The sequence below is a fragment of the Paenibacillus sp. FSL E2-0177 genome, from assembly GCF_037992975.1.
In the GTDB taxonomy this organism is placed as follows: Bacteria; Bacillota; Bacilli; order Paenibacillales; family Paenibacillaceae; genus Paenibacillus_AQ; species Paenibacillus_AQ odorifer.
This window is the reverse complement of record NZ_CP150307.1, coordinates 3,684,821-3,698,988: the sequence shown is the minus strand read 5'-3', so window position 1 is coordinate 3,698,988 and position 14,168 is coordinate 3,684,821. Positions and strand designations below refer to the sequence as shown.

14 protein-coding genes are annotated in these 14,168 nt (G+C 43.5%); all 14 read right to left on the bottom strand.

The genetic code is table 11. From position 1 onward, the window contains the following. Positions 1–2: 2 nt before the first annotated feature. The gene (locus tag MHI25_RS16430) at positions 3–890 is read right to left on the bottom strand and encodes an NUDIX domain-containing protein (RefSeq protein WP_340393665.1); all 888 of its coding nucleotides are present in this window, start codon (positions 888–890) and stop codon (positions 3–5) included. 26 nt (positions 891–916) lie between these two features. Continuing rightward, positions 917–1,927, bottom strand: a complete 1,011-nt coding sequence (locus MHI25_RS16425; RefSeq protein ID WP_340393664.1) for an AAA family ATPase — start codon at positions 1,925–1,927, stop codon at positions 917–919. After that, on the bottom strand, positions 1,924–2,604 hold the full coding sequence (pnuC, locus tag MHI25_RS16420; RefSeq protein ID WP_076217644.1) for a nicotinamide riboside transporter PnuC: 681 nt from the start codon (positions 2,602–2,604) through the stop codon (positions 1,924–1,926). The genes MHI25_RS16425 and pnuC overlap by 4 nt, the downstream gene beginning before the upstream one ends. Positions 2,605–3,211: 607 nt before the next feature. Beyond that, the gene (locus MHI25_RS16415) at positions 3,212–4,861 is read right to left on the bottom strand and encodes a DUF6138 family protein (protein WP_340393661.1); all 1,650 of its coding nucleotides are present in this window, start codon (positions 4,859–4,861) and stop codon (positions 3,212–3,214) included. 44 nt (positions 4,862–4,905) lie between these two features. Next, on the bottom strand, positions 4,906–5,832 hold the full coding sequence (locus tag MHI25_RS16410; protein ID WP_340393656.1) for an ADP-ribosylglycohydrolase family protein: 927 nt from the start codon (positions 5,830–5,832) through the stop codon (positions 4,906–4,908). Positions 5,833–6,138: 306 nt separating this feature from the next. Continuing rightward, positions 6,139–7,080, bottom strand: coding sequence for an alpha/beta hydrolase (locus tag MHI25_RS16405; protein ID WP_340393652.1), 942 nt, complete (start codon positions 7,078–7,080; stop codon positions 6,139–6,141). 60 nt (positions 7,081–7,140) lie between these two features. Next, complete coding sequence (locus MHI25_RS16400; RefSeq protein WP_076126567.1) at positions 7,141–8,193, bottom strand: LLM class flavin-dependent oxidoreductase; 1,053 nt, start codon at positions 8,191–8,193, stop codon at positions 7,141–7,143. Between the two features lie 63 nt (positions 8,194–8,256). Further along, positions 8,257–9,126 carry an NAD(P)-dependent oxidoreductase gene (locus MHI25_RS16395; RefSeq protein ID WP_076126565.1) on the bottom strand — a complete coding sequence of 290 codons (870 nt, stop codon included), beginning with the start codon at positions 9,124–9,126 and terminating at the stop codon, positions 8,257–8,259. 157 nt (positions 9,127–9,283) lie between these two features. Further along, entirely contained in the window at positions 9,284–9,868 is a 585-nt protein-coding gene (locus MHI25_RS16390) for a TetR/AcrR family transcriptional regulator (protein WP_254857069.1), read from the bottom strand. 190 nt (positions 9,869–10,058) lie between these two features. Then, on the bottom strand, positions 10,059–10,817 hold the full coding sequence (locus MHI25_RS16385; protein ID WP_076184881.1) for an ABC transporter permease: 759 nt from the start codon (positions 10,815–10,817) through the stop codon (positions 10,059–10,061). Beyond that, the gene (locus MHI25_RS16380) at positions 10,814–11,587 is read right to left on the bottom strand and encodes an ABC transporter permease (protein WP_248548655.1); all 774 of its coding nucleotides are present in this window, start codon (positions 11,585–11,587) and stop codon (positions 10,814–10,816) included. The genes MHI25_RS16385 and MHI25_RS16380 overlap by 4 nt, the downstream gene beginning before the upstream one ends. Then, positions 11,584–12,306, bottom strand: a complete 723-nt coding sequence (locus tag MHI25_RS16375) for an ATP-binding cassette domain-containing protein (protein WP_340393646.1) — start codon at positions 12,304–12,306, stop codon at positions 11,584–11,586. Before MHI25_RS16375 ends, MHI25_RS16380 begins: the two co-directional genes overlap by 4 nt. Positions 12,307–12,389: 83 nt before the next feature. Further along, positions 12,390–13,397 carry a HAMP domain-containing sensor histidine kinase gene (locus MHI25_RS16370; RefSeq protein WP_340393643.1) on the bottom strand — a complete coding sequence of 336 codons (1,008 nt, stop codon included), beginning with the start codon at positions 13,395–13,397 and terminating at the stop codon, positions 12,390–12,392. Continuing rightward, positions 13,394–14,071: a response regulator transcription factor gene (locus tag MHI25_RS16365; protein WP_076184885.1), complete on the bottom strand. Its 678-nt coding sequence runs from the start codon at positions 14,069–14,071 to the stop codon at positions 13,394–13,396. Before MHI25_RS16365 ends, MHI25_RS16370 begins: the two co-directional genes overlap by 4 nt. Positions 14,072–14,168 lie beyond the last annotated feature (97 nt).

Genomic DNA, 14,168 nt, shown 5'->3' with positions numbered 1-14,168 from the left:
CGTTAACCCTCCAAATTTCTCCGATATAAGCGGGATGGTCTATGCCCCGCATTTTCGGTATAATGATCGGTCTCCACTACAAGATCGGCTACTTTACGCCGGAAGGCCGCCTTCAACAGCTCTTTATCCATAATTACCTCATAAACCTGCTGCAGTTCCGTCAAGGTAAAAAGCTTCGGCATCAAGTGCAGTGCAATATCGGTGTAATTCACTTTTCCCCGTAACCGATCAATAGCGCATGCTATGATCTTCGCATGGTCGAAGGCCAATCCGTCATTCGATACGATCTCATAATCCGTGCCAGTCGATGTAGTCTTCGCTGTCATAGTCCTCGCCACGACCGCCGAAAGTTCTTCTTCTTCACTGCTTAGTTTGAGTTCGTACTCCAGCGTCTTGATGTATCCGTCCACAATCAGTTCTTTTTGCTCCCGCAGCGGCCGATAGGATACCTTGAACCAGGCGGCGTCTGCTGCATCATCTCCTGCCTTAAGCTCCAACTTGTCGCTATTGATCAGAGCCATATAGCTGCAGCTTATTACCCAGGTTCGTGGGTCGCGCCCGATATCACTGAACGTATATAGCTGCTCCAGATAAACGTCTTCTACGCCAGTTTCCTCGCATAGTTCCCTTACTGCTGCCTGCTCAGTCGTCTCATTCGGCCGGACAAAACCGCCAGGCAGCGCCCATTTGCCCAGGAAGGGGTGAGCCCCCCGGCGAATTAATAGGACGCGTAGCTCTTTTTCCGGTAGTTTGCGATAACTGTCAGCCTCTTCTTCCGTCACAGTGAAGATAACCATATCCGTCGTCACTGAAGGACGCTCGTAATCCCCTGCCCTGTATTGCTTCAAAAATTCAGATTCCGTAAGTCCATCCTTATCCAACAAATCCAAGTGGGTATGCCTCCTTTATATTTGATTTAACCGTTCAGCTCTCCGAAATAGTTCCCGTAGGGCTCGAACTTCGCCAACACTTCATCAACCCTGCGAATACGTTCCTCCAGACTCCCCCGCAGCGTAATATAGGGGATCCGCCGCTCCTTCAAATCCGCGATAATCTGTTTATGAAAGATATGCCGCTTCTGATCCCCGCTGCGGTCCCACGTATCGTCGTAAGGAATATCGTCAGCGCATAAAAAGAACAGATCATAACGTTGCGCGTTCTCCAGAGCGATGCGGGTTAACAGCTCGGGGGCCCGGCCGTGGTAATCCAGGGCGAACATATACGTCGTGATCGCATTGGTATCGACGAACAGAACCCGGTTCGCCGCATGCATTGCCTGTTCTTCGCGCTCGATATGACCCACTGCGATTTCATCGAACGCTTCCAAGCCGATTCGGCGGTCCACCTGATGTTCGGTCCAATAATCACGTCCGTATTCGCTCGCAAACGTCGTGCAATATCGCCGTGCCAGCGCTTCGGTGATCGTCGACTTACCCGTCGACATTGCTCCAACGAACACCACTTTCGTGATCAAATCCCGGTACACGATATCACTTACGAACTCCCTGTACTGATATGGATTGGAACGGACCATCGTCGCTGAGATCGGGACCCGTTCTCGGGCTTCATCCACCCGCCGGTCTATTGCACCCAAAGCGAGACTCATATGTTTGCCGTAGAATTCGCTCGAGTAAAAATGCGTTACTTGCTCTCCGTTCAGCAAACCGAGTATATACTGTTCTTCCCGAACCTCATGCTCCCTGTCATCCGAATACCCATCCGGACCATCCCAAGCTTCGATTACCCGGACTTCCGGATAGAGCCTGCGAATCCAATTTGCCCGGACATGAAGCGGGATCGGAGTGACTGTCGTTTCGTAAATGACCAGGATCAATTCATCGACCTCTTGTAGCGCCGTTTCAATCATGAACTGATGGCCTTTATGCAGCGGGGCAAACTTCCCCAGTGTTAGTCCAAGCGTGCTCATGCCGCCACCTCCTTCGCCCCTTTATTCCAAATATAGTACCCGTAAACTGCGTTGACCAGATACGCGCTCCACATCACGATCATCAGTAGGCCTTCCCCGCTGCCCTCCAGCATGCGAATCGCCCACAGCAGCACCGTAAAGAGATTTAGCACGATATAGACCAGCCATTGTTCCTTGAATCTTCTAACCATTAAGAAGGTCGCCACAACAGACAGCACCGTTGTAGTGGCATCAATGTAAGGCGAATTCTGTCCCGGAATGAACGAAAGCCCAAATCCGAGCACTAAACAGCCGATTACACAGACCATCCCAACGAGGAGCAGTCTTCTAAGATCCATCTGCCGCATGGTCAGTCTACCGTCTTTTTGGCGATTATTTTTCCACATGTAGAAGCCAATGACATTCATTGGAACAAAGAATAGCAGATTCAGCATAACCTCTCCAAACAAACCGTTAATATAGGCCAAATAAGCATAACCGATGGTATTGTACATGCCGAAAACATAGCTCATCAGGTTGCCCTTCGCTGCTAGCACCACGCATAACACCCCAGTAATAAATACCGTGAATCCGAATAAAGAGTCCTTTGTAATCACTGTAAACCCGACAGCGATTGAGGTAAATAGTATCAACCACGTAATTTCGAACAGATTCCAGTTAGCCGCTACCTTTTTCATCTTACATCCCTCCGCTTTTTCCACTCATTCATAGAGCGAAAAAAAAAATTAGTTATACTTAGTATCATTTTGTTAATAACATATTGTTACTATCAAAAATAACAGAAAATTCTGCGAAGGGCAAGCAAATTCTTCCTATTTCCACAGGCAGGTACTTATTTAAGGCTTCTCAACAGAACTAACTTTAAATTTGTAAAAATAAAAGGAAACCCCTATTAAAAGGGATTTCCTCTAATCTTGTTCAACTAACGTACCAATAGGTGGACTGTTTTTTAAGGTTTACTATTCCGTCTTTCTACTCAAATAAATAATCACCCTCTTTTTCTAAGAGAACAGGTAAATACTGAGTTACCATTTCAGTAAACACGAAATCATCCCCACAATTAAATTGTGTACTTCATTACATAAACCCGTCTTCGGGTTCACCAACATCAAATCCTAATACTTTTGTCGCCTCCAATTTAAATCTCTCTATCCAAGAACTCCAATCACTATTACTCATCTCTGCATAAAATGATAAACCACTTGGCTCCACTGAAGCCACAATAAAAACATCATCATCTTCCTGCCCGAACCAATAGGGAATTCCATTTTTTATATATCGTAATCAACTTATAAGAGTCAGTAGCTCCGATAGAATAACTCTAAGTTCAAGTTCCGTCTGCTCTGACTTCACGGATTTTTCCAGCTTTGCACGGCTTCCGAATATCCGGTATATAACCTGCTCCCGTTCATATATTTCTTTAGGCGACAGCTCTTGAAGCAGCGCTTCTGCAAGCTCGACCCGATCGATCACGAAGTTTTTGACAGATCTTGCTTCCTCATTTCCTGCTAGCAGGATGTCTACTAGGACTGGCATAAGCTCAGCCTCCACGGCGTGCGCATCAATAAAGGTCTCCGCATAACTATCCTGTATCATTTGGTGCTCCGAATCTACCATCTCCATATAACGAGAGACGAGTGAGAAATATTCCTTGCTATATAATCCTAATCCGAGTACAGCATAGGTACTAGGCATGACCGACTTTTCACCCGGTTCCGTGTCCTTGTACCACGCATAGGGCTCCATAGCGATATCCGCATACGCAGCCAGCTTAGGAAAAAGAGACGGATAGGCTAGTGCACCCGCAAAAAACTGATGAAGACCTGATTTAGCCATTTTTTTTAGAGGAAGATAGTTCTTTTGTTTGCTTTTCAGCTTCAGGTTATATTCCTTCGGGAATCCCTGCTGCAGCAATTGGGTAATGTGATCCAATGCTTCTCCATAAGCTGCTTCCTCCTCGTTCAAAATCCGGACTTCAATGCTCTGCGTTACATCATTATTATCAACTTCAACACGGGTCCCTTTATATACTGGAGTGAATTTCCCGCTTCCCCCCTGGATATACTCCGCTGCGTGTTTTGAACCAAGCTGGACAGCTAGTTTCAAATATTGTTCCCGGATGTCCGGTTTCGTTTTTCCAATTTGCAGAGTGGCATATACAAAAAAGGAAAGTTGATCCGCGTTCGGATCCATAAGCGCCATATTCTCTTTAGGTATCCAATCCATTCTAAAGCTGCCTGTACGCACAAAATAGCGCGGAAGAAAAATATTATGAATCCAATTATCCATAGCCAAAGTATACTGGCCAGTCCATTCGTCTAAGCGTCGCCTATTACTTCTGAGCTTGTCGGATAAATGCTCAATTAATGGGCCAACCGTATTTTCTTCTTGCTTCATAAGATCAGGGTTCATCAAGTGATGAGAAAAGAAAAACTGGTCATCAACACTCGGCAATACGGGAAGATTAGACATGATTTTGGATGTTATAAACTTCTGTAATGATTTGCGGAGTTCGTTCAGCTTCTCTTCGTTAACCAGATGCACGCAAAGTGTTAAGTCTTCGTCCTCCATTTCAAAGGAAAGTACGATCTGGAATCGGTAATCAAAAAAACGAGGACCTAACTTCTCTGATAAAAAAAGCTCCTCCACTCTCTTGCATAAAGCCGGGTAAAGTTCAGATCTAATTAATTCATCCGTGAGTTCGGCGATATAAGGACCTGCTTCGATTTTATAAGAGCTGTCTGTCCAATCAAACGGTTCTTCAACATCAATATGTATTTTTCCGTCACGCCAAGCTACCTGAAGATAATCCTTTATCCCTGCCTGGAGCGGACGATTTCCTATGAATTCATTTATTCTTATAGTCTCTTTGTTGTATATGGTTATCATCTCGCTCCACACATCGTCTAAAAACCTCTGTACTGCTGCGTTCATTCCCACTCCTCCTCATTGTTAATGCTAATAGAACTTAGTACACCTCATGCAGTTTGAAGACGGAGAAGCAGTTGATCAACCAGATCTGCCTCTCGCAGCTGGTTGATCCAGCGCTGAGGGATATGCTCATAGCCATATCGGATTCCGGCAAGACCACCTGTGATACAGGCCGTTGTATCCGTGTCGTTGCCTAAGGCAACTGCTCGTTTGACGGCATCTTCGTAGGAAGTGCAGGTTTGGAGGATCATACACGCACTGAACAAGGAATCCACAACATAACCAGATCCTTCGCCATAGAATACTTTATCTGGCTGAATGTTCTCTTCGAGCTCCCGTTCATGCTCAGGCATCTGCTGGTAGATCGTTCGAAGCTTGCTAAGAGCAGTTCGGTAGCACAGATTGAAGTCTTGCTCTTGCAACAGTTCACGTGCAATTAACACATAGAAGGCACAACATACCTGATTACAGATATGTGCATGAGTTACAAGGCATTGAGTATGTGCATCCTGAACAAGTTGTTTATCTGTTCCTTTGTGCCACAAGGCAAGTGGTAGCACGCGCATTAGCGCCCCATTCCCTTTCCCATCAGGAACTGTATTGCCACTCTCGTAAGGGGACATTCCTTGGTAATAAGTAGACAACGTACGACTGGTTTGTATTCCAACATCAAAAACTTGTTGGGCTACTGCCCATCTACCTTCATGATACCAGTCGACCAATTTGTCAGCAAAATCAGTTAGCTCCAGTGTACCTTTATCGATCAGACTCTCCAGCAGACATAGTGCCTGCGCACCATCATCCGACCAGGTGCCGGCAGGAACATCTCGGTAGGTGGGCTGAAAGCCCACAGGAGGAGTAAACTCAATCTGCTCCAGAGGTGGGAGCTGCTCCGCTGATCTGAATTCATAGGGGACACCAAGAGCATCTCCAATCAATAAGCCGTAAAGCCCACCCTTAATCTTATCCCACATGTTGTATTCTCCTTATCACTTGATATAATTTGGATCAAGCTGTCTACAAATATATAAGCCTACCCTATCAATATTTAAACTGTTTTGCATCATGTAAATAAAAATTGAAGAAATAAGCTTCCAATGAACAATACGATAGTAATCTAAGCCCTTTTTGAAATCAATAATATATAACAAAAGATGAGGCTGTTTTTAAAATCAACAACCTCATCTTTTTTATGAATACTTCCCGAATAATTACGTGTCTCTACTTAAATAACCAATCAACTTTTTCAGCGTATTCGCAGTTTATTTTAGTCCCTATGATTAGCTAGGATGAAGTGCCCGGGCCATCGCATCCATATAGCCCTGAACAGCGCGCTGACTCACTTCTGTTTCTGGAGCGAAAATTTCGAAAAGGTGAAAACAACCGGGATACAGGTGGAATTCAACATCTACACCTGCTTGTGCAAGTCGTGCCACATACTCCATTGTCTCGTCTCGGAATAGATCGAGCTGACCTATACAAGTATAGGCTGGCGGCAAACCTGCCAAGTTCTCCGCTCTCGAGGGTACTGCATAAGTAGATTTTCCTCTGACGTCGCTCTCCTCGCCCAGGTACATGTTCCAAGCTGCTATGTTGTCTGTTCGGTTCCAGATTGCGCCTGCTTCCGTAATCTCATGACTGGACGGTGTGATGTTACGGTTGTCAAGCATCGGGTATAATGGCATTTGGAAAATAAGAGACGGTCCTCCTTTATCACGCGCCATCAGCGCGAGTGCTGCTGTCAGTCCGCCGCCACCGCTAGCACCGGCAATTGCAACCCGATCCACATCAATGCCAAGCAAGGCTGCCTCCTCCGTCATCCATACCAATCCAGCATAACAATCTTCGATCGCCGCCGGATAAGGGTGCTCGGGAGCAAGCCTATAATCAACCGATACGACTATACATTCAGCTGTCTGAACAAAACGTTCGCATAATTCGTCGTCCATATCCGGATGTCCTAACACGTATCCTCCCCCGTGAATCCATAGCATGGCAGGTAACAAGTCATTCGTTCGCCCGGCAGGCTCATAAATTTTCACCAGCATCTCGCCTCCATCCCTCGGGATTTTGCGCCTGGTTGTGTTTACATGCTCTGTTCCTTCCACGGATGCAGCTGACACTAAGCTCCTGCTCCACTCTAAATTCTTCTCCAATTCAAATCCAGGAAATTGTGAATAAACCTCTCTTAATTCTGGTAGTATACGTGGTTCAACACTCATAATAATCCCTCCAAATAAAATAATGAATTCGTTCGTTTACGTCTTATTCATAGATAATCCTTATCCCATTTGAGCTTCCCACTTGGCAATTTCCTCTCGTACTCGCGGCGCAACCTCTGTACCGAGCAGTTCTATAGCCCGCATAACCAACTCATGCGGCATCGTACTTAAGGGAACATACATCATGAATCGTGTAATCCCTACATGCTTACGCAGATGGATTATTTTTTTGGCGACTGTTTCCGGATCCCCTACATACAACGCACCATCAAAGCGTCGGGCAGCATCATAGCTGGAACGATCGTAGTACGCCCACCCCCGTTCTTTGCCGAGCTTATTCATACCGTACTGGGTAGACGGAAAAAAGAGTTCTGCCGCCTGTTCCGTATCTTCTGCAACAAATCCGATGGAATGTGAACCTACCTGAAGCCGCGATACATCATGTCCGGCATGAGCTGCCGCCTTTTTATACAGTTGTACAAGCGGTGCAAAATTGGTTGGGTTTCCACCGATAATCGCCAGGACTAATGGCAGGCCCAGAAGTCCTGCACGCACGGCAGACTCCTGGGTACCGCCACTACCAATCCATATGGGTAAAGAGTGCTGAACAGGGCGCGGGTATACACCCAGATTATTTATCGCTGATCGATGTCCTCCACTCCATGTAACTTTCTCAGATTCCCGTATTTTCAGAAGCAGCTCGATGTTTTCATTAAATAAATCCTCATAGTCATGCAAGTCATACCCAAAAAGCGGAAAGGATTCAACAAAGGAACCCCGGCCCGCTATAATCTCGGCACGTCCATTGGATAAGCCGTCAAGCGTGGCAAAATCCTGAAACACACGGACAGGATCAGCTGATGAAAGAACCGTCACAGCACTCGTCAATCGAATCCGCTTTGTTAGGGGGGCTGCAGCAGACAACACCACTGCTGGTGATGAAGCTGCATAATCTTCACGATGATGCTCACCTATGCCAAACACATCAAGTCCTACCTGATCCGCAAGGACGATTTCTTCGACGACTTCTCGTAATCGCTGTGCGTGACTCATCACAACTCCGGTCTCAGTATCAGGCTTTGTTTCTATGAACGAAGTAACACCTATTTCCATAGTTAATCTCTCCTTATATTTTCTCTTGCAATTCGCCCGACATCATCGGTGCAACCCAATTTTTTAAGAAGAATGCTCAAGACAACGGATTAAAGCCGTCCAATCCAACTCACCATAACCATTGGCAATTCCTTCAGACAAGTGATGGTGGATAAGCTGACCTAAAGGTAGAGGAGTTTGAACGGACTTCGCTGCCTCAATAGCCAATGCAACATCTTTTAACCCAAGCTTCATTTTAAAACCGGCCGGTTCAAAGCGTTGTTCGCTCATGATCGCTCCATAGTTCTGATATATTGGAGATTGAAAAAGAGCATTCACGACATTCATAAATCGGGACGAATCAATACCGTGCTTTTCTACCATTAGCTGCACTTCCGACAAAGCTTCCAGCATTGAAGCAATTAGAAAGTTAACGCCAATTTTCACAACGTTCCCTTCTTCGCCGTGATCCCCAATCTCTACTATCTCTTGACCCAATGCTGTTAAAACGGGAAGTACCCGTTGTCTTGCTTGTTCCGGACCAGCTAAAATAATACGCAATTTAGCTTCTTTAGCGGCATCTGGGCGCCCCATCACCGTGGCAGACACAAAGTGTTGCTTTCGCTCCGCATGCGAGACGGATAATTTTCGAGCCAGATCTACGCTGATTGTACTGGCAGAGATGTGAATTCCATTTTCCGACAATCCATTCAGAACACCATCTGGTCCCTCGACGACCTCCTTCAAAGCAGCATCATCAGAAAGCATGGTAATTACAAGATTGCTTTCTTTCACTGCCTCTAGCGGTGTTTTGGCATATCGTGCTCCCTGTTTCATTAAGGGTTCAACTTTTTCAAGGGTTCGATTAAAGATGACTAATTCATAACCCGCTTTCAACAGATTTTGGGCCATTGGGAGCCCCATATTTCCAAGCCCAATAAACGATACTTTCATTAGACACCTCTCCTTATTTTGAGGGATTTCTCAATAATGGAATGATCGTTCCGTAATAATTAAAAAAAATATAGTCTAACACATACTCCTTAATTAGCACCTTCAAAATATGGGGAATATGATAACGGAACGATCGTTCCGAAATAATTAAAAAAAATTAGATTCCTGCTATTACAAAGCTAATCATCTCTTTTGCACGTTCCGGATTCTGATCTGCTTTGGCCATAATATTAATGCTTTGATGTAAATTCAACAATAAATAAGACAACACTTTGATATCAGTCGTTTTATCAATTTCTCCCCGTTGCTGGCCCTTTTCTAAAAGGTCACAAAAAGCTTGCTCTAATTCCAAAAAACTAGCCTTTATCAACTCATTAATTTTTTCATCTGGCGACTCCAATGTTGTAGCTACATTCGTAACAAAACACCCGCCCGGCAGGCTGGTATCGTATGCTGAAGCAATATGATACTCAAAAAATTGAAGAATTCCATCTCTAACGCTAGATGCATGTTCAAGAATAGCCTGCTTATTGAAATTCCCCTTTTTATAATGCTCAAGGGCATCTGTATACAAGGTTTGCTTGTCGGAAAACGTATCGTAAAGGCTGGATCTGCTGATGCCCATCACCTCTAGTAAATCCGGTATGCTAGCCGCTTCATATCCTTTTTTCCAAAACAACAGCATGGCTTGATGCAGCGCTTGATCTTTGTTAAATTCTTTTGTCCTAGCGATAAGTAACACCTCCCGTCATTGAAATATAACATATCTGAACTGATCAGTCCAGATTTATAAAATAAACGGACACTCATATTGGTGTCCGTTCTTAAGAGCAAATACTTATTTATTGAATTGCTCAAAAATATCTTTTATCCAAACATCAATGTTTGTTGCATATTATTCTAGTTTAATGATCAAATCAGCTAGTTCAGAGTTAGGCATCTCGTTTACGGTAAAATATAATAGCTGCTGTAATAAAGATCAGTGTCCATAGCAGGGAAATACCTGTCCCTTCCATTGGTGTAAGGACATTTATTTCATTAGAGGAAGGTGGCATATACATATAATATCCTGCTGTATCCGGAAAAAAATATTTAGTATTGTGTAGAAAATCTTTCGACAATGGACTGACAATGAAGTAATAGCCAAGCAGTACCACTAAAGCAGGAGTAGTTCGTCTTAATAATGCACCTATAGCTGCACTGAGAAGTGTGGTTAAAGTTAGATAGCCTGTTGCACCTGCTAATGATTTTATCATTTCGTCTATTTCAATCACTACTGCTGTGTCTTTCATCATGATAAAGGTATATAGCACACCTGATGCAGTAGTAAAAGACGCCGCAGGAATGGTTATAATGGCCAAGGCCAAATACTTCGTGGATAATTGGAACCCTCGCCAAGGTATCGTAGTTAAAGTAGTTCGAATCTGTCCCCCTGTATACTCTGAACAAGTAGCTAAGATGCCAAGAATAATGAACCCTGCTTGTAGATATCCCATAGAAGAAAGTCCTGTATTCAGTATATTTTGCGTTCCTGCTGCCTCTTGTAGATCAACAGAAGTAAAAGCTGCGGCTAAACCTAAATTAAGAATGAATGTAACCAAAAGAGTGAGCCCTATCAATGGTAATGTAACTAATTTATCCAGTTCAGCACCCAGGATTTGTGTTATCTTTCTACTAGATGAGACACTCATGCTGCAACGTCCCTCCTATGGAATACAATAGCTGCAACAATGAAAACAACGACTACCCAGGCAAACATGACTAAACCGCCTGTGAAGGGGGTGTGAAACCTCTCGAATAAACTGCCTGTGGACGTGTTGTCCGTAAACATAAACATTTCAGCGCCAGCCCTATCTGGTAAGTAAAACGCCAACTTTGTAACCCTATACAACAGGACACTAAATGATACAACGGATGAATTTATTATGAGCACAGCAAGCGGGAGGATGCCATTCTTAGTTAGAAAAGTAATTCCAAGTGCTAAAAGAGCAGTGAATGTCCAGTAACAAATGGCACCGATAAGTCTGGACCATTCAAATGCAGGGGCATATTCACCAAGAATAAGATGCGTTGCAGACACAGTTGTCATAATAGCAACAATACAAAGCAGTATGCTGATCAAAGTCACAGCACCTGCTTTTGCCAATAAAAAATGATGTCGGGATGAAACAACAGTTAAACTCGTTGTAATCTGTTGTCCTCCACCAGATTCACTACTCTCTGTCATATACTCACTGCTGACAGCAAGCACACCAAGAATAATAACGCCTTGAATACCAAGAGCTAACCCGATATAGCCAACTTCCGATAGCCGCGTGCTAACTCCAGCTATAATCTCTTCTTTTTGTGCTATGCTGTCCAAGGCAGAAATGAGTGCTGGGGCAAACGCTCCAATGAGAAAAGCAAGCCAAATACCCGGTAAGGAGAACAATTTAGATAGTTCCGCGTTAAATACTCTCATACAACATCACCTGTAATTTCAGATGTCAGGGCAAAAAAAGCTTCCTCCAGTGTGGAATGGTTACCTATTACTTCTTCCAATGTTCCATCTGCAACGATGGTTCCATGCTTAATAATCACCACATCATCAACCGTCTCTGCAAGCTCTCCCATTAGGTGACTGGATAACAACACCGTATTTCTAGACTCAGCACGTTCACGTAAAAATGTCCGAATCCACCGAATTCCTTCTGGGTCGAGCCCATTTACGGGTTCATCTAAAATCAATATTTTTGGATCACCGAGTAGCGCAGCTGCTATTCCAAGTCTCCTCCCCATACCAAGAGAATACTTCCCAACTCTTTTTCCGGCTGCATTAGTAAGACCTACTATTTCCAGAACTTCCTCGACACGTGAGTTAGACAATCCTGCGGCACGAGCAATCCAACGCAAGTGTGCCCGTCCTGTTCGCATACGATGAGCACCGAATCCATCAAGTGCGGCACCTACTGTTGATACAGGATTATGTAATTCTGCGTATGGCTTTCCATTGATTAGTGCACTCCCTGAGGTAGCACGATCTAATCCAAGCAGGATGCGAAGTGTAGAGCTTTTACCTGCTCCATTTGGACCTAGAAAACCAGTTACTCTGCCAGGTCTAGCTTTAAAACTGATACCTGATAAGATTTTCCCAGTTCCGCGATGTTTGACTAAGTTATTAATTGTAAGCAACCATAACACTTCCTTTCTGTTATGGTTCTAATTATAAAGAAGCAAAGTTACATCTCGGTTATCCTGCTGTTTACTTCTGGTTTAACTTTAGGTTAAGCTCTACCAATAGCCACTGTTGTGCCGTTTTCATTTGATGTAAAGCCAGCTTTCAGCTTCATTTTATTCAACATATAATTTGAAGTCGATATACCTATCCCCGCCCCACGCTCATAGGAAGAGTTATCCATCCCCGGACCTCTGTCTGCAACAATGATCTGTTCTTTTTCTACATCAACCACAATGTTTACATATTTCCCCTCTGCTGCATGGCGAAGAATATTCTGAAATAAATTATCCAGAACACGTGTCATCCATTTAGGATCTGCTTCCCAATAAAAAGTCTTCTCTGTCGGTAAATCAACCTCGATCCGGATTTCTTTTTCTTCAAATACAGGATACCACGCAGCAACAGATGCTCTTACTAAACGTCCAATATCTGTTGAAGTGGGCTCAAAAGGATGTTTTCCTGATGTAAGCAATGTATAGGAAAGTAAATCATCCATTAGATCTCCGACTCTAGTAATCGTATGGTTCATCTCTGATAATGAGTTTTGTCCTTCTAGACTCATTGATTCTTTATTTAATCGGGTGACATGTCCTCTCAAAATGGTAAGCGGCGTTCGTAAGTCGTGAGATAAATTCGCGATGAGTCGATGTCGTAACAATTCCTCTTCATGTTCTCGCTTGCGACTGTCTTCAAGCTGTTGAATCATCCAATTAAAAGAACTTCCTAACTGGTCTATTTCATCCATACGATCACTTTGAACAGCTATTGGTTTAGGAAATGAGTTATGATTAGCTGAAAATGACATGACTTCCTGTAAGCAGGTGAGACGTTTACGAAGTCTCAAGAAGAAAATCCAAGAGATTACCACAAATGCGACAATAATAAAACCAAACACAAGAAGTACAATGTAAAAATAATTTAACTTATTCAGCTCTTCTTCATTAAAAGGAGACGCAATGAACGCAGATAAGAAAATAAGTACGATCGGAGGTAAAAAGATAAATAGAAAATGTCCTTTTAGAAAACGACGAAATAATGATTTAGTCTGTTTCATAGTTTCACCCGATAGCCTATTCCCTTCAATGTTTCAATAATCTCTGGGGAGTCTGGATGGCGTTCCAGCTTTTGACGCAGTCGATGAATATGTACCATTAATGTTTTATCACCTGTGATATAAGCTTCTTCCCAGATGGCTTCATAGATTTGTTCTTTTGGTAAAACTTGATTAGGGTGGCGTAAGAAGTACATCAAAATATGATGTTGTTTCCCTGTCAATATAATTTCTTCTCCTGTGTGTTTGTCAAATACCATTTGGATTTCTGGATCTACTTCAATATAATTCCCTAATGAAATGCGTTCGGAATGTGTTCCGCCCTTTCGACGGATTAATACTTCTAATCTAGCAATTAGTTCATCCGTATGGAATGGTTTCGTTAAATAGTCATCAGCAAATTGTAACCCTTCTACCTTATCATCTATCGATGTTCGAGCAGTTAACAGCAAAATAGGAACAGCAGGAGCTGCCTTTTTTAATCGTTTTCCCACAGTAAAGCCGTCTAAACCGGGTAACATGATATCCAAAATAACGATTTCATGCTGATTTACTTCTTTTTCAGCTCCTTCACCAGAAAGCAGCCACTGTACTGAAAATCCTCGTTGTTCCAATTCTTCCTTTACCCAACTGCCTATCTTCTCATTATCTTCAATATATAATACGTTTCTTTTCAAGTAACTTCCCTCTTTCTAAACCGAGTTCACTATTAGACAGATTAACACAATCTAAAGAATTGTTTCCAGTTAAGATAATTTTATCGTTCGTGCGGAC

What these genes read in the sequence shown, in the direction of transcription:
- MHI25_RS16425 (WP_340393664.1), bottom strand. Translation starts at nt 1,927, where the DNA reads ATGAGCACGCTTGGACTAACACTGGGGAAGTTTGCCCCGCTGCATAAA.
- pnuC (WP_076217644.1), bottom strand. Translation starts at nt 2,604, where the DNA reads ATGAAAAAGGTAGCGGCTAACTGGAATCTGTTCGAAATTACGTGGTTG.
- MHI25_RS16415 (WP_340393661.1), bottom strand. Translation starts at nt 4,861, where the DNA reads ATGAACGCAGCAGTACAGAGGTTTTTAGACGATGTGTGGAGCGAGATG.
- MHI25_RS16410 (WP_340393656.1), bottom strand. Translation starts at nt 5,832, where the DNA reads ATGTGGGATAAGATTAAGGGTGGGCTTTACGGCTTATTGATTGGAGAT.
- MHI25_RS16405 (WP_340393652.1), bottom strand. Translation starts at nt 7,080, where the DNA reads ATGAGTGTTGAACCACGTATACTACCAGAATTAAGAGAGGTTTATTCA.
- MHI25_RS16400 (WP_076126567.1), bottom strand. Translation starts at nt 8,193, where the DNA reads ATGGAAATAGGTGTTACTTCGTTCATAGAAACAAAGCCTGATACTGAG.
- MHI25_RS16395 (WP_076126565.1), bottom strand. Translation starts at nt 9,126, where the DNA reads ATGAAAGTATCGTTTATTGGGCTTGGAAATATGGGGCTCCCAATGGCC.
- MHI25_RS16385 (WP_076184881.1), bottom strand. Translation starts at nt 10,817, where the DNA reads ATGAGTGTCTCATCTAGTAGAAAGATAACACAAATCCTGGGTGCTGAA.
- MHI25_RS16380 (WP_248548655.1), bottom strand. Translation starts at nt 11,587, where the DNA reads ATGAGAGTATTTAACGCGGAACTATCTAAATTGTTCTCCTTACCGGGT.
- MHI25_RS16370 (WP_340393643.1), bottom strand. Translation starts at nt 13,397, where the DNA reads ATGAAACAGACTAAATCATTATTTCGTCGTTTTCTAAAAGGACATTTT.